At 71.4% G+C, this 19,626-nt stretch carries 18 protein-coding genes; 11 read left to right on the top strand and 7 right to left on the bottom strand.

Annotated elements, in window-relative coordinates:
- The 4 genes from BLT59_RS15655 to BLT59_RS15670 form a co-directional block, all read right to left on the bottom strand.
- On the bottom strand, positions 1-1,667 hold a 1,667-nt coding region (locus tag BLT59_RS15655), incomplete at its 3' end, for a methyl-accepting chemotaxis protein (RefSeq protein WP_091781896.1).
- Between the two features lie 36 nt (positions 1,668-1,703).
- The gene (locus BLT59_RS15660; RefSeq protein WP_091781899.1) at positions 1,704-2,288 is read right to left on the bottom strand and encodes a chemotaxis protein CheW; all 585 of its coding nucleotides are present in this window, start codon (positions 2,286-2,288) and stop codon (positions 1,704-1,706) included.
- On the bottom strand, positions 2,288-3,829 hold the full coding sequence (locus tag BLT59_RS15665; protein ID WP_091781901.1) for a CheR family methyltransferase: 1,542 nt from the start codon (positions 3,827-3,829) through the stop codon (positions 2,288-2,290). The genes BLT59_RS15660 and BLT59_RS15665 overlap by 1 nt, the downstream gene beginning before the upstream one ends.
- A 7-nt stretch (positions 3,830-3,836) precedes the next feature.
- The gene (locus tag BLT59_RS15670) at positions 3,837-4,331 is read right to left on the bottom strand and encodes a chemotaxis protein CheW (RefSeq protein WP_244514012.1); all 495 of its coding nucleotides are present in this window, start codon (positions 4,329-4,331) and stop codon (positions 3,837-3,839) included.
- A gap of 206 nt (positions 4,332-4,537) precedes the next feature.
- Between BLT59_RS15670 and BLT59_RS15675 the strand changes: the two genes are divergently transcribed.
- The 7 genes from BLT59_RS15675 to BLT59_RS15705 all read left to right on the top strand — a co-directional run bounded on the left by BLT59_RS15675 (position 4,538) and on the right by BLT59_RS15705 (position 11,673).
- Positions 4,538-4,780: a hypothetical protein gene (locus tag BLT59_RS15675; RefSeq protein WP_091781907.1), complete on the top strand. Its 243-nt coding sequence runs from the start codon at positions 4,538-4,540 to the stop codon at positions 4,778-4,780.
- Between the two features lie 267 nt (positions 4,781-5,047).
- Positions 5,048-5,869 carry a DeoR/GlpR family DNA-binding transcription regulator gene (locus tag BLT59_RS15680; RefSeq protein WP_091782313.1) on the top strand — a complete coding sequence of 274 codons (822 nt, stop codon included), beginning with the start codon at positions 5,048-5,050 and terminating at the stop codon, positions 5,867-5,869.
- 84 nt (positions 5,870-5,953) lie between these two features.
- Complete coding sequence (gene glpD, locus BLT59_RS15685) at positions 5,954-7,498, top strand: glycerol-3-phosphate dehydrogenase (protein WP_091781910.1); 1,545 nt, start codon at positions 5,954-5,956, stop codon at positions 7,496-7,498.
- 55 nt (positions 7,499-7,553) lie between these two features.
- Complete coding sequence (glpK, locus tag BLT59_RS15690; protein ID WP_091781912.1) at positions 7,554-9,059, top strand: glycerol kinase GlpK; 1,506 nt, start codon at positions 7,554-7,556, stop codon at positions 9,057-9,059.
- A 289-nt stretch (positions 9,060-9,348) separates the two neighbouring features.
- A complete protein-coding gene (locus BLT59_RS15695; protein ID WP_091781915.1) occupies positions 9,349-10,080 on the top strand; it encodes an MIP/aquaporin family protein in 732 nt (243 codons plus the stop codon).
- Between the two features lie 135 nt (positions 10,081-10,215).
- Entirely contained in the window at positions 10,216-11,199 is a 984-nt protein-coding gene (gene lipA, locus BLT59_RS15700) for a lipoyl synthase (protein ID WP_091781918.1), read from the top strand.
- A gap of 15 nt (positions 11,200-11,214) precedes the next feature.
- Positions 11,215-11,673 carry a type II toxin-antitoxin system RatA family toxin gene (locus BLT59_RS15705; RefSeq protein WP_091781921.1) on the top strand — a complete coding sequence of 153 codons (459 nt, stop codon included), beginning with the start codon at positions 11,215-11,217 and terminating at the stop codon, positions 11,671-11,673.
- A gap of 248 nt (positions 11,674-11,921) precedes the next feature.
- On the opposite strand, the gene BLT59_RS15710 is transcribed toward BLT59_RS15705, so the two are convergent.
- Both BLT59_RS15710 and BLT59_RS15715 read right to left on the bottom strand, forming a co-directional pair.
- Positions 11,922-13,139 carry an FAD-dependent oxidoreductase gene (locus BLT59_RS15710; protein ID WP_091781924.1) on the bottom strand — a complete coding sequence of 406 codons (1,218 nt, stop codon included), beginning with the start codon at positions 13,137-13,139 and terminating at the stop codon, positions 11,922-11,924.
- A gap of 23 nt (positions 13,140-13,162) precedes the next feature.
- A complete protein-coding gene (locus BLT59_RS15715) occupies positions 13,163-13,660 on the bottom strand; it encodes a CinA family protein (protein ID WP_091781927.1) in 498 nt (165 codons plus the stop codon).
- Positions 13,661-13,763: 103 nt separating this feature from the next.
- Between BLT59_RS15715 and BLT59_RS15720 the strand changes: the two genes are divergently transcribed.
- Entirely contained in the window at positions 13,764-14,162 is a 399-nt protein-coding gene (locus BLT59_RS15720) for an MAPEG family protein (protein ID WP_091781930.1), read from the top strand.
- A gap of 135 nt (positions 14,163-14,297) precedes the next feature.
- Here BLT59_RS15720 and BLT59_RS15725 read toward each other — a convergent pair whose 3' ends face one another.
- Entirely contained in the window at positions 14,298-15,629 is a 1,332-nt protein-coding gene (locus BLT59_RS15725) for a bifunctional 2-C-methyl-D-erythritol 4-phosphate cytidylyltransferase/2-C-methyl-D-erythritol 2,4-cyclodiphosphate synthase (RefSeq protein WP_091781933.1), read from the bottom strand.
- A 172-nt stretch (positions 15,630-15,801) separates the two neighbouring features.
- Here BLT59_RS15725 and dusB point away from each other — a divergent pair, with 172 nt between their 5' ends.
- The 3 genes from dusB to ntrC are packed head-to-tail and all read left to right on the top strand — an operon-like array spanning position 15,802 to position 19,481.
- The gene (dusB, locus tag BLT59_RS15730; RefSeq protein WP_091781936.1) at positions 15,802-16,827 is read left to right on the top strand and encodes a tRNA dihydrouridine synthase DusB; all 1,026 of its coding nucleotides are present in this window, start codon (positions 15,802-15,804) and stop codon (positions 16,825-16,827) included.
- Positions 16,824-17,966, top strand: a complete 1,143-nt coding sequence (locus BLT59_RS15735) for a two-component system sensor histidine kinase NtrB (RefSeq protein ID WP_091781939.1) — start codon at positions 16,824-16,826, stop codon at positions 17,964-17,966. The genes dusB and BLT59_RS15735 overlap by 4 nt, the downstream gene beginning before the upstream one ends.
- 48 nt (positions 17,967-18,014) lie before the next feature.
- Positions 18,015-19,481: a nitrogen regulation protein NR(I) gene (ntrC, locus tag BLT59_RS15740; RefSeq protein WP_091781942.1), complete on the top strand. Its 1,467-nt coding sequence runs from the start codon at positions 18,015-18,017 to the stop codon at positions 19,479-19,481.
- The last annotated feature ends 145 nt before the right edge of the window (positions 19,482-19,626 follow it).

The following is a 19,626-nucleotide window of genomic DNA, read 5'->3' on the forward strand; positions in this document are numbered from 1 at the left end:
CGGTAGCGTTCGGCCAGCGCCATGAGGGCCTGGGCGAGTTCGGTGAGGTTGGCGGAGGCGGCCTCGACCTGGCGTGTGCCGGCCGCGGTCTGCTGGCTGGCCTGCCGGATGTTCTGCAGCGCGCCCATCACCTGCTCGATGCCGAGCTGCTGCTGGTTGGTCGAGGCCACGATCTGCTGGAAGGTCTGCACGTTCTCCTCCACCCGCGCGGTGATCTCCTCGATGGTCCGCTGCGTCGTGTCCGAGCGGGTCTTGCCCGCGGCCGCGCGCTTGACCGCCTCCTCGGTCAGCATCACCGACGTGTTGATGCCCCGCTGGATCTCGCCCAGGATGCCGCGCACCTGACCGGTGGCCGCCTTGGCCTGGTCGGCCAGGAGCTTCATCTCCGAGGCCACCACCGCGAAGCTGCGCCCGCTCTCGCCGGCCGCGGCCGCCTCGATGGCGGCGTTGAGCGCCAGGAGATGCGTGCGCTCCGAGATGTCGTTGACCGTCTCGATGATGTCGCCGATCGTCTGGGTCTTCTCCGACAGGCTGACGATGTTGCCCGCCACCGCCTCCGCCTGCTCGCGGATCGCGTCCATGGCCTTGGCGGTGTCGGAGACCGCGCGCAGCCCCTGCCGCGAGGTCTGGGCCGTGGCCTGGGCGGTGGCGATCACCTCGGTGGCGCGCTTCGAGATCTGCGCGCCCGAATGGGTGATCTCGTCGACCGTGGCGGCGGTCTCCTGCACGGCCGCGAATTGCTGCTCGACCGAGGCCGCCTGCTCCTGCGCCGAGGCGCGGATCTCGGCCGCCGCCGCGTTCAGGTCCGCGGTCGCCGCACGGTTGGTCCGCGCCAGATCCGACAGACCCGCCACCATCGCGTTCAGCGTCCCACCCAGACGGCCGATCTCGTCGCGTCCGCCCGCCGCCAGCTGGCCGGACAGGTCGCCCGCGCCGACGCGGGCCACGAAGGCCATGACCGTCTCGAGGGGCCGCACCACGGCGCGGCTGATCAGCCACGTGATCAGGATCGCCAGCAGCACCGAGGCGGCCAGGGTCAGGTAGATCGAGAGGCGCGAACGCTCGTAGACCTCCTGCGCGGCGCGCTGGCCCAGAGCCATGCCGCCGTCGAGCTGAGACCGGAGGTTCTTGATCCCGTCGAGGAAGGGCGCCTGCAGGCGGGTGATCTCCACGTTGCGGGCCTCGACCGACGCGACGTCCTGCCGGGCGACGGCCGCGAATTGCGCCTCGCCCAGGGACTTGACCTCGCGGAAGGCCCCCTGGACCGCGTTCGCCGCCGCCGCGATGCGGTCCCAGGACGCCGCGCGCTCGAGGGAGGCCGACCGGGTCCGGTACTCGGTCGCGAGCTGGACCGTGGTGGCGAGCCGGTTCTCCACCTGTGCCGCCGTCTGGCGCCAGGTCGCCAGAAGATCCTCGGTCCCGGCCGGGCGTCCCTGCGCCTGCAGCAGCATCGCGATCACGGCGCTGCGGCGCAGGAGCCCGAGATCGCGCGCCTCGTTCCCGAGATCGTCGAGCTGGCGCAGGATCGTCATGTCCCGCCGGACGATCGCATCGGTCGTGTCGCGCACCGCGCCGATCTGCTCGAGGGCGTAGAGGCCGAGCGCCACCACCACTGCCGTGATGGCGAAGAAGCCGAGAAGAATGCGTCTTCCGATCGAGAGCGACACGGGCGGGGAGGGCTCCGGTTGGGGCAGGCGGCCCGATCAGGGCAGGGCGCGGCGCAGGAGGCGGGGGAGGTCGATGACGACGAAATCGGGGCGACCCTCGCCGGCCGAACCGGCCTCGGAGGCCGGGGCATAGACCGAGGCGGCCGCGTTGCCCAACCCATCGGGATCCGCCACATCCGACGCGGCCGCGCCGGACGCGGCCGCCCGGGCGATGCCCAGCACCCGTTCCACCGACAGGGCAAGCGGTTGCGTCTGCGTGCCGCGCAGGACGATCAGATGACCCGAAGCCGTCTCCCCGTCCGGTCCGGGGTCAGGCCGGCCGAGGGCCCGGGCAAGGCTGAGCACGCCGACGATCCGGCCCGACAGGGCGATGAGGCCGTCCAGCGCCGGCACTGCGCCGGGCATCGGCGTGCAGGGGCGCGACGGCAGGACCTGCGCGACGGCCGCCAGGGGGATGCCGTAGCGCTCACTGCCGCAGGCGCAGACGAGGTGATCGATCCCCGAATCGGCGGCCAGCGCAACGGCGCCGCGCCGGGCGAGGGCGGCCGCGCGCTCGGCGCGCAGATCCCGCTCCGTCCGCGTCCGGGGAGGGCCCTCCTGTGCAATCGGGCGTGCCCCCATCAGGACCTCCTGCTGCCGGTTCCGCCGAGCGCGGCACGGGCCGCGGCCGCGCTGGCCGCAATCTCGCCGGCGGAGGCGCCGTCGCCCTCGGGCAGCGCCGTATCCGGCCCGAGGGCTTGGCTGAAGGCGACGGCGTTGTCGAGGGCGCGGACCGCCTCGTGCGGGCGTTGCAGCGCGATCAGCAGCAGGCCGAGATGGTAATGGGCCATCACGAAACCGCGGTCGAGGTAGAGCGCGGCCCGGAGCGCCCGCTCGGCCTCGGCATCGCGGCCGAGGGTGCGGGCCAGCAGACCCTCGTAGAAGCGCAGGGCCGTGTCGGTCGGGTCCCGGTCGAGGGCGACCCGCAACGCCCGCCAGGCCGCGCCGGTCTCCCCGGAATCGGCGAGGGCGCGGATCCGGTCGAGCCCGCCCGCCTCGTCCGCGGCTGGATCCGCGGCCTCCGGTCCCTCAGGCTCGGCGGGACCCGTCGCGGCCGCGGAGGCGGCGCCCCGGTTCGGGACAGGATCGGTCGCGGCGTCGGGCTGTCCGGCCCCTGCGCCGGTGCCGGACCCGGCCGGAACCCGGCCGGGCTCCTGCGCACAGGGCTCCACCTCCGGTCGTGCCGGATGGGCGGGATCCGGCGCCGGCGCGGTGCCCAGGGCGACCGGCGGCGCCTCGGAGCGGGGGCGATAGGCCACGGTGCCGGGCAGGCTGACGGCGTCGAGGAAGCTCGCGAAGGCGGGACTCGGCTCGGCGTGGCCGAGCAGCAGCCAGCCGTCCGGCCGCAGCCTGCGGCCGAGACCCCGCACCACGGCGGCGACCGTCCGGGCATCGAAATAGATCAGCACGTTCCGGCAGAGGATCAGATCGAACGGCTCGCCCTGCGGCGTCCCCGGTTCGGCCAGGGTCAGCAGGTTGCCGCGCTCGAACCGGACCGGTCCGCGAAATTCCGGCCGCAGGGCGTAGCCGCCCTCGCGCCGGATACCCGGGGTGGCCGGCAGCCGGGTGAAGTACCGCAGCCTTTCCTCCGGCGGCATCGTGCGCAGGGCCCAGCGGCCGTACTCGGCGGCGCGGGCGGTGGCCAGCGCCTCGACGCTGATATCGGTGCCGAGGATCGTGACCCGCCAGTCGGGCAGGGCGTCGCCCAGCAGTTCGCGCACCAGGATCGCCAGGGAATAGGGCTCGGCCCCGGTGGAGCAGCCGGCGCTCCAGATCCGCAGGACGCGCTCGGCCGCCCGGGCCGCGATCAGCGCCGGCAGGATGGCCTCACGCAGCGCCTTGAACTGCTCGGCATAACGGAAGAAGAAAGTCTCGCCGACGGTGATCTCGGCCTCGAGCCGGGCCCATTCCGCCTCGCCCTCCGCCCCGCTCGACAGCAGGGTCGCGTAGGCGGCACAATCGGCCACCGCAGCGGCCCGGATGCGGCGGTGCAGCCGCTCGATCAGCAACTCGTCCTTGTCGATGTAGTAATGGTGGCCGGTGCGCGCGATGATCCGCGCCTTGAGGGGCGCGTAGGCGGGATCGGCACCCAGATCGGGACGGGGAATACCCGGACGGGCCATCGCGCGGTCAGGCGGAGTGCGGCAGCGCGGCGAGGCGTTCGGCGGCGGCCCGCGCCAGGGCGTCGACGCGGCTCCGTTCCTGCGCGGTCAGGAGGCGCTCCGGCGCCAATGCGTGGACCAGGCGCTCGTCGAGGACCAGTTCCGCGGCGACGCAGCCGTTGAGCGTACCGCCCTCCTCGGTCGGCCGGATCGCGCTCTCCGGGACGGTCATGAGGTCGGCTACGCGGTCGACGAGGTAGGCGACGGCCTCGCCCTGCATCAGCACGAGGTGGGCGTAGACGCCGGGCGCCGGAACCGCCGGGTGCAGGCCGAGCAGGGCCGCCAGGTCGATCACCGGGACCGGTGCGCCGCCGAGATTGAGGAAGCCGGTGAGCCAGCCGCCGGCCGCGGGCGGCGTGTGGAGATCCGGGAGCGGCAGGATCTCGGCGACCGCGCCACGGGGCAGGGCGCAGGTCGTGCCGGCGACATCGAGCAGGAGATAGGCCGAACCGCTGCTGGCCACCGCCACCTGCTCCCCTGTTGCTCGGTCGCGGCCGGGCCGGGACGGTGGCGACATAGGCCGAGTTAACGCTGCCGGCAATTGTGCGCCGCAAACGCGCGATGATGCGGAACCAAGTCTCGTCTGAGCCGCTTATTTTCCGACGCAGCGGCAACGCGCCTGACGACGCGCGACGCTTTGCCTGCGCCGGTTTATGCCAGGGATTGACGATGAGGAAACTTCTGTTGGCCGCCGCGTCGCTGACGCTCCTCGCGGGCTCCGCCTACGCCCAGGGCAACTCGCCCTACAACGCCTCTGGCTCGCAGGCCGGTGGTCCCCGCGGCGGCCTGGAGCGCGCCAACGAGGCGGCCGCGATGGAGCAGGGTGCTGCGCCGGCCGCGCGCCCGATGATGCGCAAGCGCATGAAGCACAAGCGCATGAAGCATCACCGCCGGATGCGCCACCACATGTGAGCGGAGAGCACCGGGGCGCGCCGCAGGCGGCATTGCCCGGGAGGCTCGGCCTGTCGCATCCGCGGCAGGCCTTTTTTGTGCCTGCTCACAGGAAACCGCCCGCCCCGCCGACCGGAAGCATAATGCATGACGATCGGCCGTTGCGGACCGGCGAGCCGCAGTTCAAGCTTGCGCGAACGCTGCCGCCGCCGAAGAATGTTCGAAAACGAATATCGGCCGGTTCGCATCCAGCGGCGCGGCGGCCTGAGGACATGCGAGGGCCTATCGATGTCACGACCGCTCGACCGGAGATCCGAGGACAGGGTCGAGGCGACCGGTGTCGAGGGGCGGCGCAGCGCCATCGTGGCCTGCGTGCGCCAGCGCGGCTTCGTCACGATCGAGGCTCTGGCGGCGCAGTTCGGCGTCACCGTGCAGACGATCCGGCGGGATCTCAACGAATTGAGCGCCGAGGGCCGGCTCGAGCGCTACCGCGGCGGCGGCGGCCTGCCGTCCAGCGTCGAGAACATCGACTATGCCGATCGCCGGGTGACCCTGCTGCCGGAGAAGACCCGGATCGGCCGCCTCGCGGCGAGCCGCATCCCGTCGCATTGCTCGGTCTTCATCAATATCGGCACCACGCCCGAGGCCGTCGCCCGGGAACTCACCCACCACGACGATCTCAGCATCATCACCAACAATCTCAACGTCGCCCTGTCGCTGGCCGAGACCACCGAGTTCCGCATCGTCGTGGCCGGCGGCACCGTGCGCAACCGCGACGGCGCGGTGCTGGGCCAGCTCACCTGCGACACGCTCAGCCAGTTCCGCGTCGACATGGCGGTGATCGGCATCAGCGGCATCGACGCCGACGGGGCGCTCCTCGACTACGATTACGAGGAGGTGCGGGCGACGCAGACCATCCTGGCCCATGCCCGGAAGACCTTCCTGGTGGCCGATCACACCAAGTTCACCCGCCGCCCGATGGTCCAGGTCGGGCGCCTGGAGCAGGTCGACACGTTCTTCACGGATCGGATGCCGCCGTCGGAGATCGTCGCGCTGATGGAGCGCCAGGGCGTCACCCTTGCGGTCGCCGACAACGCGGACGAACCGTAACGAACATTCTCTTTTTCGCTTGCGAAAATTTCCGGGAGGCTCAATATATCTCCAACCCGCCGCGAGGGCGGGAGAGGAGGAACCATGGCGGCAGCAACGCGCCAGCGCGAGCCGTCCGACGCCTACGATCTCCTGATCATCGGCGGCGGCATCAACGGCACGGGGATCGCCCGGGATGCGGCCGGCCGGGGTCTGTCGGTCCTGCTGGCCGAGCGCGGGGATCTGGCCGGCTTCACCTCCTCGTCCTCGACGAAGCTCATCCACGGCGGCCTGCGCTACCTCGAATATTACGAGTTCCGGCTCGTGCGGGAGGCGCTTGCGGAGCGTGAGCGTCTGCTGCGGCTCGCACCGCACGTGATCTGGCCGCTGCGCTTCGTCCTGCCCCACGACGAGGGCCTGCGCCCGGCCTGGATGCTGCGGCTCGGCCTGTTCCTCTACGACCATCTCGCGCGGCTGCGGACGCTGCCGGGCTCGCACGGCGTCGACCTGCGCAGTTCGGCCTACGGAGAACCGCTGCAGAAGCGCCTGACGCGCGGCTTCGTCTATTCCGATTGCTGGGTCGAGGACAGCCGCCTCGTCGTGCTCAACGCCATGGATGCCCGCGAGCGCGGCGCGACGGTGCTGACCCGCACCGGCGTGGTCTCGGCCCGGCGTGCGGGCGCGGGGGACGACGAACATTGGGTCGCAACCCTGCGCGACGAGCGCGGCGGCGCCGAGCGGACGATCCGCGCCAAGGCCGTGGTCAACGCCGCCGGCCCCTGGGTCAGCGAGACGCTCGGCGGGACGCTCGGCATCAACAGCCGCGCGGCGGTGCGCCTGATCAAGGGCAGCCACATCGTGGTCAAGCGCCTGTTCGCGGGCGACCAGGCCTACATCCTGCAGCAGCCCGACAAGCGCATCATCTTCGCCATCCCCTACGAACGCGATTTCACGCTGATCGGGACCACGGACGTGCCCTATGACGGCGAGCCGGGCCCGGTCTCGATCTCGCAGGACGAGACCGACTATCTCTGCGGCTGCATCAACCGCTCGTTCGACACCCGGATCACCCCGGCCGACGTGGTCTGGAGCTATTCGGGCGTGCGCCCGCTCTACGACGACGCGGCCGAGAACGCGTCCGCCGTGACCCGCGACTACGTCCTCGACGTCGAGGACCGGGGCGGGAAGGCGGCGGTGCTGTCGGTCTTCGGCGGCAAGATCACCACCTACCGGCGGCTCGCCGAGCACGCGCTGGAGAAGCTGAAGCCGTATTTCCCGGCGCTCAAGAAGGCCTGGACCGGCGACGCGGTCCTGCCCGGCGGCGCCATGAAGGACGCCGATTTCGACCAGTTCCTCGCCAAGCTGAAGGCCGAGAAGCCGTTCCTGCCCGACGAGACCGCCCGGCGCCTCGCCCGCGCCTACGGCACCCGGGCGCGCGACATCGTCGGGACGGCCCGCTCCATGGCGGATCTCGGCGAGGCCTTCGACGGCGGGCTGACGGCGTCCGAGGTCGATTACCTGCGCACCGAGGAATGGGCGGTCACCGCCGACGACATCCTGTGGCGCCGCTCCAAGCTCGGCCTGCGCACCGGCGCCGAGAGCGCGGCGCGCCTCGCCGCCTACCTCGACCGCAAGGCCGAGGCCGCCTGATCATTTCGGCCTCGATCCGGCGGCAGACCGGTCGGGCACAACAGGGGAGGGAACGATGAGCCGTTACGTCGGGGCCATCGACCAGGGCACCACCAGCAGCCGCTTCATCGTGTTCGACCGGGAGGGCAGCGTCATCGCGCTGGCCCAGGCCGAGCACGCGCAGATCTACCCGGCCCCCGGCCATGTCGAGCACGATGCCGGCGAGATCTGGACCAAGACCCAGGGCGTGATGCGCGAGGCGCTGGAGAAGGGCGGGCTCCAGCCCTCCGATCTCGCGGCCATCGGCATCACCAACCAGCGCGAGACGACGCTGATCTGGGACCGGACGACCGGCCAGCCGCTCCACAACGCCCTGGTCTGGCAGGACACCCGCAACGACCGGCTGGTCGCCGAATTCGCCCGCGACGGCGGCCGCGACCGGTTCCGCGACCTCACCGGCCTGCCCCTGGCGAGCTACTTCTCCGGCCTCAAGCTCCGCTGGCTCCTCGATCACGTGCCCGGCGCCCGCGAGAAGGCCGAGGCCGGCGACGTGCTGTTCGGCAACATCGACACGTGGCTCGTCTGGAACCTGACCGGCGGCACCGAAGGCGGCCTGCACGTCACCGACGTGACCAACGCGAGCCGGACGCAGCTCATGTCGCTCAAGACCCTCGAATGGGACGAGGGCATGCTGAAGACCTTCGGCATCCCGAAGGCGATGCTGCCGAAGATCGTCTCGTCGAGCGAGGTCTACGGGGAGACCAAGGCGCCGTTCGCCGGCGTGCCGATCGCCGGCATCCTGGGCGACCAGCAGGCGGCCCTGTTCGGCCAGACCTGCTTCGCGCCGGGCGAGGCCAAGAACACCTACGGCACCGGCTGCTTCGCGCTGATGAACACCGGCGAGGAGCCGGTTCCGTCGAAGGCCGGCCTCGTCACCACGCTGGCCTACCGGCTCGACGGCCAGAAGCCGGCCTACGCGCTGGAGGGCTCGATCGCCATCACGGGCGCCCTTGTGCAGTGGCTGCGCGACAACCTGCACATGATCAAGGATTCCGCCGAGGTCGAGACGCTCGCCACCACCGTCGAGGACAATGGCGGCGTCTATTTCGTGCCGGCCTTCTCGGGCCTCTACGCGCCGCACTGGAACGAGGGCGCCCGCGGCCTGATCATCGGCCTGACCCGCTACGTCAACCGCGGCCACATCGCCCGCTCGGTGCTGGAGGCGACCGCCTTCCAGACCCACGAGGTGCTGGACGCGATGGCGAAGGATTCCGGCATCCCGGTCAAGGAACTGCGCGCCGACGGCGGCATGGTCGCCAACAACACGCTGATGCAGTTCCAGGCCGACATGCTCGACGTTCCGGTGGTGCGCCCGAAGGTGGCCGAGACCACGGCGCTCGGCGCCGCCTACGCGGCCGGCCTCGCGGTCGGCTACTGGAAGGGGCTCGACGACCTCAAGCGCAACTGGGGCGTCGACAAGCGCTGGACGCCGAAGATGGATGCCGGCCGGCGCGAGACGATCGCCGCCGCCTGGAGCCGGGCGGTGCAGCGCTCGTTCGACTGGAAGACCGACGAGGATTGACCGCACCGCCCTCGGGCCCGTGTGCACGGCGTGCGGCCCGACGGCCTCGTGACCGCCTCCATCCCGCCCGCGACCTCATCCCGAGGTGCGGCGAAGCCGCCTCGACGGAGGGATCCAGCCAGCCGCGCGATCCCTGGAGCTGTCCTTCGCGGCCTCCGCCGCGCTTCGGCACCTCAGGATGAGGGCGGCGAAGAGGATCTGCGCAGATAACGGTGACCGCCTTCGGCGATCACACGCTCGCACAAGCTTTGGACTCTCACAAAAAGCAGCGAACGGGGGAGACAGGACGATGACATCACCCTTCCTGGGCGAATTCCTGGGCACGATGACCTTGATCGTGCTCGGCGACGGCGTCGTCGCGGGCGCCCTGCTCAAGCATTCCAAGGGCGAGAATGCCGGCTGGATCGCCATCACGGCGGGTTGGGCCTTCGCGGTCCTCGCCGGCGTCTTCGTCGCCAACGCCACCGGCAGCGCCGACGCCCATATCAACCCCGCGGTCACCGTGGCGGGCGCCGTCAGCTCCGGCGATTTCAGCAAGCTCGCCACCTACATCCCGGCCCAGATGCTCGGCGCCTTCGTGGGCGCCGTCCTCGTCTGGCTCCATTACCTGCCGCATTGGGGCGCGACCCAGGATACTGGCCTCAAGCTCGCCTGCTTCTGCACTGGCCCGGCGATCCGCGACGCGAAAGCGAACTGGATCTCCGAGATCATCGCGACCTTCTTCCTAATCCTGACCATCTCCGCCCTCGTGACCACCACGCTGGGCTCCACCGGCGCGATCCCGCGGGGCGTGGCGCCCTACATGGTCGGCATGCTGGTCTGGGGCATCGGACTGTCGCTCGGCGGCACCACGGGCTACGCCATCAACCCGGCCCGCGACCTCGGGCCGCGCATCGCCCACGCGGTGCTGCCGATCGCCGGCAAGGGCTCCTCCGACTGGGGCTACGCGCTGATCCCGGTCGCCGCGCCCCTGGTCGGGGCGGTGCTGGCCGGGCTGTTCGTCCGGGCTTTGGGGATCTGACGGAACGCCCACACCCTCAACCGCCGCGGGGCGGCCCGGCGTCGCGGTGGTTTGCGGCGCGCGGGCTTGGGCCTTAAGTCAGGGCGATCCCGACGCGCCCCAGGCGCTTCCCCGCGGTGTGGCAGCCCTCGACCCATGGCCGTCGTCCTCGACATCCTGAAGAACGATCCGCGCGCCGCGCGCCTGCGTCACCCCGAGAAGGCGCACCGGCCCGATCAGCCGGTCCAGGCCAAGAAGCCGGACTGGATCCGCGTGAAGGCGCCCGGCTCGAAGGCCTGGACCGAGACCCAGAAGATCGTGCGCGAGCACGGGCTGGTCACGGTCTGCGAGGAGGCCGGCTGCCCCAATATCGGCGAGTGCTGGGAGAAGCGGCACGCCACCTTCATGATCATGGGCGACACCTGCACGCGGGCCTGCGCCTTCTGCAACGTGCGCACCGGCCTGCCGGAGGCCCTCGACGCGGCGGAGCCCGAGAAGATCGGCGATTCGGTGGCCAAGCTCGGCCTGCACCACGTGGTCATCACCTCGGTGGACCGGGACGACCTGAAGGATGGCGGCGCCGAGCATTTCGCCCGCACCATCGCGGCGATCCGGCGGGCGAGCCCCGGCACCACGGTCGAGATCCTGACGCCGGACTTCCTGCGCAAGGACGGCGCCCTGGAGGTCGTGGTCGCCGCCAAGCCCGACGTGTTCAACCACAACCTCGAGACCGTGCCGGCCAAGTACCTCACGGTGCGGCCGGGCGCCCGCTACTTCCACTCTGTGCGCCTGCTCCAGCGGGTCAAGGAGCTGGACCCGGGGATCTTCACCAAGTCCGGCATCATGGTCGGCCTCGGCGAGGAGCGGAACGAGGTGCTCCAGCTCATGGACGACCTGCGCTCGGCCGACGTCGACTTCCTGACCGTCGGCCAGTACCTGCAACCCTCGAAGAAGCACCACGAGGTGGTGCGCTTCGTCCCCCCCGACGAGTTCAAGGCCTACGAGACCACCGCCTACGCCAAGGGCTTCCTGCTGGTCTCGGCCACGCCCCTGACGCGTTCGTCGCACCATGCGGGCGAGGATTTCGCGCGTTTGCAGGCGGCACGTCTGGCAAAACTGTCGCCCGCGCTCTCGGCCTGAGGATATCCGAACACCATGCCGTCCTTCCGGGTCACCCGCGCGGTGAAGCATTCGCCGCAGCAGATGTACGACCTCGTCGCCGACGTGGAGCGCTACCCCGAGTTCCTGCCGCTCTGCGAATCCCTGCGCGTGATCCGCCGGCAGGATACGCCCGAGGGCGGGCAGGTGCTGATCGCCGAGATGGGCGTGGGCTACAAGGCGATCCGCGAGCGCTTCACCACCCGGGTCAGCCTCGATCCCGCGAACCTCAAGATCGTCGCCGAATACATCGACGGCCCGTTCCGGCACCTCGAGAATCGCTGGCTGTTCAAGGAAGCGCCGAACGGCGGCTGCACCGTCGACTTCTTCATCACCTACGAGTTCAAGAGCCGGACGCTCGGACTCCTCATGGGCACGATGTTCGACCGCGCCTTCCGCAAGTTCACCGACGCCTTCGAGGGGCGCGCGGACCGGATGTACGGGGTGGGTGCGTAGCGCCGCCGTCATCGCCGGCGCAGCGAGGCGACCCGGGGACGCGGCCCGCTGACGATGCCGGGCCCTGCGAAGAAGAGGGCAGTCCAACACGCGCCCTCATCCTGCGGTGCCGCAGCGCAGCGGAAGCCGCGCGCACCTCGGGATGAGGGGCGTTGGTCGGATCGCCGGGGCGCGGCGTTCCGTCGTGTCCTGCGTCGCACCGCGATCGGGACCTCCTGGATCGCTTTGCTCCGCTCGCAAGGACGCTGTCAGGCGCGCAGGGGCGCGCGCACATGCTCGGGCCGCACGCCCATCCCGATCATCCGCGCCGGCAGGACCTGAAGCCGCGGCAGGGCATCGAGGAGACGCAGGGCCAGCGGCGCCCGGAACGGCGCGTCGGCCGCAAGCGATGCGGCGATCACGCGGGACTGGATCATCCGCTGCAGCGCCTGCGTCACCCGCACCGGAAACATTCGCCGGGCCTGGACCCGGGCGAGATCGGCCTCGACGAGGCGGCCGTCCCGCAGGGGCCCGGTCAGCAGATTGGCGGCCGCCACCGCGTCCTGGATCGCGAGGTTGATCCCGACGCCGCCCACCGGCGACATCGCGTGCGCGGCATCCCCGATGCAGAGCAGGCCCGGGCGGTGCCAGCGCTCGAGCCGGTCGACCGTGACGGTCAGGAGCTTGACGTCGTCCCAATCGGCGATGGCCCCGGTGCGGTCGGCCAGGAACGGCGCGATCTCCGCGACCAGCGTCCGGAAGGCGGGCAATCCCTGCGCGCGAAGCGCGGCGTCGCCGCCCTTCGGCACCACGTAGGCGCATTGCCATTCATCGCCCCGGTCGAGGGTGATCAGGATCCGTCCCGGTCCGAACCGCCCGGCGGCCGCCTCGGGATCCCCGTCCCGGCGCGGCAGGCGGAACCACAGCACGTCGATCGGCGCACCGAAGGCCCGGGGCGCGAAGCCGGCGCGCTCCCGCATCCGCGAGTGACGGCCATCCGCGCAGAGAACCAGATCGGACCGGATCTCCACCGAGCCGCCCGGCCCCGCCGCGCGCACGCCCGCGATGCGGCCCTCCGTCTCGATCAGGTCCTGCGCCTCGGTCCGGCGGATCAGGCGGAAAGCCGGGTAGCGCCCGGCCTCGCCGGCGAGGAAGTCCAAAAAGTCCCATTGCGGCATGAAGGACAGGAAGCGGTTGCGGGTCGGCAGCCGGCTGAAATCGGCGACCCGGTAGCTGCGTCCGTTGACGACGCCCGAAAAATTCTCGACGCGCCGCTGGGGGAGGGCGCGGAACCGCTCGGTGAAGCCCAGCTCGTCCATCAGGTCGAGGGTCGAGGGATGGATCGTGTCCCCGCGGAAGTCGCGCAGGAAATCGGCGTGCTTCTCCAGCACGGTCACGTCGATCCCGGCGCGGGCGAAGAGCAGGCCCGCCATCATCCCGGCGGGTCCGCCGCCGACGATGCAGAGGCGGGTCGTCACCGTATCCATGGACCGTCCTCCCCGTGCCGTGATCAGTCGCCGAGGGCTTCCTCCAGCAGGCCGAGCGCGTCGGCGACGGCGGCGCGGCGGATGCCCGCGCGCCCGAGATCGCCGTAGCGCCTCTCCAGATGGCGTGCGCCGCCGTCCCGCCGGGCGAGCCCGAAATGCACCAGCCCGACCGGCTTCTCGGCGCTGCCACCGCCCGGGCCGGCGATCCCGGTGATCGCCACCGCGACGGTGGCTCGCGACGCGGTCAGCGCTCCGGCAGCCATCGCCCGCGCCACCGGCTCGCTGACGGCACCGTGCTGGCGGATCAGGTCCATCGGCACGCCGATCGCCTCGGCCTTGGCCGCGTTCGAGTAGGTGACGAAGCCGCGCTCCACCACCGCGGAGGAGCCCGGCACCGCGGTGAGCAGGCCGGCCACGAGGCCCCCGGTGCAGGATTCGGCCGTGGCGATGGTGCGCCCGGCCGCCGTGTAGGCCGCCACCAGCGCCTCGGCGCGCGCGAGAAGCTCTGCGTCGTCGACCATCGGGGACGGGCTCTCCTCGGGCGGCGGCGCCCTATCTCATGTTGTGACCCAAGGTCGAGCCCGGCTCAAGGACCGGCGGCCGCCGATCGGAGATACCCTTTCCATGATCTTCCCCGCGACCACGGCTTTCTATGCCGGGCTGCTCGCCCTGCTGTATCTCGGCCTCTCGGGATGGGTCATGGCGGGCCGCGTCTCCGGCAACGTGCTGTTCGGGGACGGGGGTGACGCGGCGATGCTCAAGCGCGTCCGCTCGCACGCCAATTTCTCGGAATACGTGCCGCTGGCGCTGATCGTGATCGGCCTGCTGGAGGCGAGCGGCGGCAGCCACGGGCTGGTTCAGGCGCTGCTGATCGCCCTGCTGGTCGCCCGGATCCTGCACCCGATCGGGATGTTCGCCGCCCCGAACTCGCCGCGCCAGTTCGCCTGCCGGGGCGGCGGCATCCTGCTGACGATGGCGGCCCTGGCGGTCGCGGCGATCGCGCTGCTGGTGCGGGTGGCCTGAGGTGGAGCGCGACGCGCCCCTCACCCGTGCGGGAGAAGGGACCCGCGCCCGGTCCTGAAACCGCGCTGATCAGCAAGCCTGCAACGGGAGAGGGCCAGTCGCGTCCTGTTCCGCCCGCGCTCGCCCCGAAACCGCTCAGCCCTGCCGCATCGCGGTCTCGGCCTGCGCGTCGAGGGCGGGGCCATCCTCCTCGGGCAGCCGCACCGTCGCGGCCGCCTGGGCGGCGAGCCCTTCGGCCCGGCCGACGAAGCCGAGCTTCTCGGTGGTCGTCGCCTTGATGGAGACCGCCGAGAGCGGCACGCCCGCGATGGCGGCGATCCGCGCCCGGATCTCCTCGCGATGCTTCCCGATGCGCGGCGCCTCGGCCAGCACGGTGATGTCGAGGTGGTCGATGCGGCCGCCGCGGGCACGGACCAGCCCGCAGGCATGGGCCAGGAACTGGTCGGAGGACGCCCCGCGCCAGCGTTCGTCGGAGGGCGGGAAGTGGGTGCCGATATCGCCGTCCGCGATGGCGCCCAGCAGAGCATCGGTCAGGGCGTGCAGCGCCACGTCGCCGTCCGAATGGGCGAGCACGCCCCGGTCGGCGGGGATCTTCACCCCGCCCAGCCAGACATGGTCGCCGGTGGTGAAGGCGTGCACGTCGAAGCCGGTGCCGAGGCGGGTGACGTAGGTGGTCATGGCGCGGGCTCCCGGCGCTGGCGTTTCTGAACTCTCCGACGCGAAGGCGCGGTCCGCCTCGATCAGGTCGGCGGGCTGGGTGATCTTGCGATTGGCGATGTCGCCCGCGAACACCACCACCGGCAGCCCCGCCCATTCGGCCAGCGCGCCGTCATCGGTGAAGCCGTCGAGGCCCTGCGCGGCGGCGTCCCGGTGGGCGCCGAGCAGCGGGCCGAACACGAAGGCCTGGGGCGTCTGCACCGCGCGCAGATGCTCGCGGGGCGGGGTCTCGTCAACCCGGCCGATGCCGGGCGCGATGTCGACGACGCGCTTGACCGTGTCGGTCACCGGCACGCCCGGGACAGCCGCACCGTGGTCGCGTCCCGCGGCGATCGCCCGGGCGATCAGCGCGGCATCCACGTAGGGCCGCGCCGCATCGTGGACCAGCACGATCTCGGGCGCTGCGTCGGCTGCCAGGGCCTCGAGCCCGGCGCGCACGGAGAGCTGGCGCGTCGCCCCGCCCTCCACCGGCGCGGTGATCTTGGCGCGGATCGCGGGGGCCAGTTCCTCCAGGCAGCTCCGGAAGAACTCCGCCGCGTCGGCGGCGATCACCGGCTGGATCCGCGCGATCGCGTCGTCGGCGGCGAGGGCCGCCAGGGTGCGGGTCAGGACCGCCTGGCCGCCGACCCGGCGGTATTGTTTGGGTGTGCCGCCGCCGATGCGGATGCCGCGGCCGGCCGCCACCACCACCGCGGCGACGCCGGATCCCGCGCTGGCGGGTCCGATGGCTGGCGTGCCGGTGGCGGGCATGGGCGACGAATCTCGTGATGACCTGAGGAGCGGAGCGGCGGCGGGCGCGCGGGCCAGCGGTGCCGCCGGAACCCTGCCGCGGAGGGTGCCCGTCGTTTAAGCGGGGGAGGGGCCGAAATCAACGCGCGGTCCCGCTTGCCAGCGGACCGCCTTTGCCTCATTGTTGTGCAGAATGACGACTGATCATTATTTGAGCGCGCTGCGCCGCGACGGTGCGACGGACGGAGCGGCAGGGCCGGCGCGGCTCTGCCTGCTCGCCCCGCTTTCGGGTGTCACCGACCTGCACATGCGCCGCATCGCCCGCCGCTGCGGCGCCGATGCGGTGATCTCCGAGATGGTGGCGGCGCGGGAACTCACCCGCGGATCCGGCGAGGCCGCGCTGCGCGCCGAGGGTACCGGCGTCGATCTGCACGTGGTCCAGCTCGCCGGCTGCGAGACCGGCCCGATGGCGGAGGCGGCTAGGCTGGCGGAGGCCGGGGGCGCCCACGTGATCGACATCAACATGGGTTGCCCGGCCAAGATCGTGACGGGAATCGCCTCGGGCTCGGCGCTGATGCGCGATCTCGACCATGCCGAGCGCCTGCTCGCGGCCGTGCGGGATGCGGTATCCATTCCGGTCACCGTCAAGATGCGTCTGGGCTGGGATGATGCGAACCGCAACGCAGCGGATCTCGCCGCCCGCGCCGAGCGGCTGGGCCTGAACGCCGTGACGGTCCACGGTCGGACCCGGCAGCAATTCTACAAGGGCCGCGCCGACTGGGCGGCGATCCGCGACGTCGTCGCGGCAGTGTCGATCCCGGTGCTCGCCAACGGCGACGTGACCGATCTCGCCAGCGCCCGCGCCTGCCTGGACGCCTCGGGCGCCGCGGGCGTCATGATCGGCCGGGCCGCGACCGGCCGCCCCTGGCTGGTCGGGCAGGTCGCCGCCGCGCTCGCGGGCCGGCCGGCCGCGGAGCCGTCCCGGGCCGAGCAGGCCGCCCTGGCCGCAGAGCATTACGCGGGGCTGCTGTCGCTCTACGGCCGCGACATGGGCGTTCGCCACGCCCGCAAGCACCTCGCCGCCTATGCCGAGACCGGCGGAGCGCTGGATGCGGCCGAACGGTCGGTGCTCCTGACCACCACCGATCCGGAGACCGCACAATCCCTGCTGGCGCGAGCCTTCGCGGGCTCGGCAGAGCCGGTCCAGGAGGCCGCGTGAGCGACGAAACCATCCCCCAGGAATCCAGCGGCCGGCGCGACACGGCCGCCGAGGCCGTGCTCAACGCCCTGCCGCTGCCCGTCCTCACCATCGGCGGCGACGAGCAGATCCTCCACTGCAACCACGCGGCCGAGGCGTTCTTCGACTATTCCGCGCGCCTCATGCAGCGCCGCCGCCTGCGCGACATCATCCCGTTCGCCTCGCCGATCATCGCCCTGGTGGCCGAGGTGCGCCGCCGCCGCGCCAGCGTCAGCGAGTACCGGGTGGAGCTGACCCAACCCCGGCTCGGGCTGGAGCGCAGCGTCGACGTGTTCGCGACACCGCTCGGCGACGACGGCGACGCCGTGGTGATGATGCTCCAAGAGCGCACCATCGCCGACAAGATGAACCGCCAACTCACCCACCGCGGCGCCGCGCGCTCCATGGTGGCCTTGGGCGCCATGCTGGCCCACGAGATCAAGAATCCGCTGGCCGGCATCCGCGGCGCCGCGCAGCTCCTTGAGAGCACCGGCGCCGAGGAGGACCGGCTGCTCACCCGTCTGATCTGCGACGAGTCGGACCGCATCGTCCGTATCGTCGAGCGCATGGAGCTGTTCGGCGACGAGCGTCCCTCGGATCGCGGTGCCGTCAATGTCCACGGCGTGCTCGATCAGGTGAAGCGCTCGGCGCAGTCGGGCTTCGCCCGGCATATCCGCTTCATCGAGACCTACGACCCGTCACTGCCTCCGGTCCTCGGCAACCGCGACCAGCTGATCCAAGTGATCCTGAACCTCGTGAAGAACGCCGCCGAGGCGATCGGCCCGGACGCGGTCGAGGGCGAGATCACCCTGTCGACCGCCTTTCGCACGGGCCTGCGCCTGCAGGTTCCGGGCTCGCGCGAGCGGGTCAGCCTGCCGATCGAGGTGGCGGTGCGCGACAACGGCCCGGGTATCTCGGCCGAGCTGCTGCCCGACCTGTTCGACCCGTTCGTCACCACCAAGGCGCAGGGTTCCGGCCTCGGTCTTGCATTGGTGGCCAAGATCGTCGGCGACCACGGCGGCATCGTCGAATGCGATCCCGCCCCGCGCCGCACGGCGTTCCGCATCCTTCTGCCGATGTCCAGCGCCCGGGATGGGCGCGAATCGGCGGTCGATCCGTGATGTCGATCCCCAAATCCGGCCCCCCGTCGGAGGTCTGAGTAGAGAGTCATGCCGAACGGCCACATCATCGTCGCCGACGACGACGCAGCAATCCGCACCGTGCTGAACCAAGCGCTGTCACGGGCGGGCTACGAGGTCCGCTCGACGGGCAATTGCGCTACCCTCTGGCGCTGGGTCGCGCAGGGGGAGGGCGACCTCGTCATCACTGACGTGGTCATGCCCGACGAGAACGTGTTCGACCTGCTGCCGCGCATCAAGCGGGTGCGGCCTGAGCTGCCGATCATCGTCATGAGCGCGCAGAACACCTTCATGACGGCGATCCGCGCCTCGGAGCGGGGTGCCTATGAGTACCTGCCCAAGCCCTTCGACCTGAAGGAGCTGATCGCCATCGTGGGCCGGGCCCTTTCCCGTCCCCGGGGGGCCGCTCCCGCCGGGGCGCCGCCAGAGAACGAGGACATCCCGCTGGTCGGGCGCTCGCCCGCCATGCAGGAGATCTACCGGGCCCTCGCCCGGCTGATGCCGACCGACCTCACCGTGATGATCACCGGCGAGTCGGGCACCGGCAAGGAGTTGGTCGCCCGGGCGCTGCACGATTACGGCCGGCGCCGCACCGGCCCGTTCGTGCCGGTCAACATGGCGGCGATCCCGCGCGACCTGATCGAGTCCGAGCTGTTCGGCCACGAGAAGGGCGCCTTCACGGGCGCGCTCCAGCGCTCCGCCGGCCGGTTCGAGCAGGCCGAGGGCGGCACGCTGTTCCTCGACGAGATCGGCGACATGCCCATGGAAGCGCAGACCCGGCTGCTGCGCGTGCTCCAGCAGGGCGAGTACACGACGGTGGGCGGCCGCGTCCCGATCCGCACCAACGTCCGGATCATCGCGGCGACCAACAAGGACCTGCGGGTCTCGATTCAGCAGGGCATCTTCCGCGAGGATCTGTTCTTCCGCCTCAACGTCGTGCCGCTGCGGCTACCGGCCCTGCGCGAGCGCTCCGAGGACGTGCCGGACCTCGTCCGCCACTTCTTCGTGCTCGTCGAGCGCGAGGGTCTGACCCGGAAGACCCTCGACGGCGACGCCATGGAGCGGCTGAAGCGCTACCGCTGGCCCGGCAACGTTCGCGAGCTCGAGAACCTCGTCCGGCGGCTCGCCGCCCTCTACCCGCAGGAGACGATCACCGGCCCGGTGATTGAGGCCGAACTGGACACGCTGCCGCTGGCCGCTCCCGTCACACCGAACTCCAACGGCGCGGCTCGCAAGGCCGGCGGAGAATCGGAGAGCCTGTCGAGCGCGGTGGAACGGCACCTCTCGGACTATTTCTCGGGCTACCGGGACACGCTGCCGCCCCCCGGCCTCTATCACCGGATCCTGCGCGAAATCGAAGGTCCGCTGATTGGTGCGGCGCTGGCAGCCACCCGTGGCAACCAGATCCGCGCGGCGGAGCTGCTCGGGGTCAATCGCAACACCCTGCGCAAGAAGGTGCGCGACCTCGATCTGCAAGTGTTCCGGACAGCACGGTAGGACCGGGTACGGGAGGTTGGTTTCGACCTGCCCGTAGCCGCATCCTGAGGTGCGGGCGCAGCGAGCCTCGATGGAGGCCTCAGCAACGGCGCCTTTTTCCGCACACGCCGCAGAGACGTCCGCCGCGCTCCGGCGCACAGGATGA

The sequence above is a fragment of the Methylobacterium sp. UNC378MF genome, from assembly GCF_900103195.1.
In the GTDB taxonomy this organism is placed as follows: Bacteria; Pseudomonadota; Alphaproteobacteria; order Rhizobiales; family Beijerinckiaceae; genus Methylobacterium.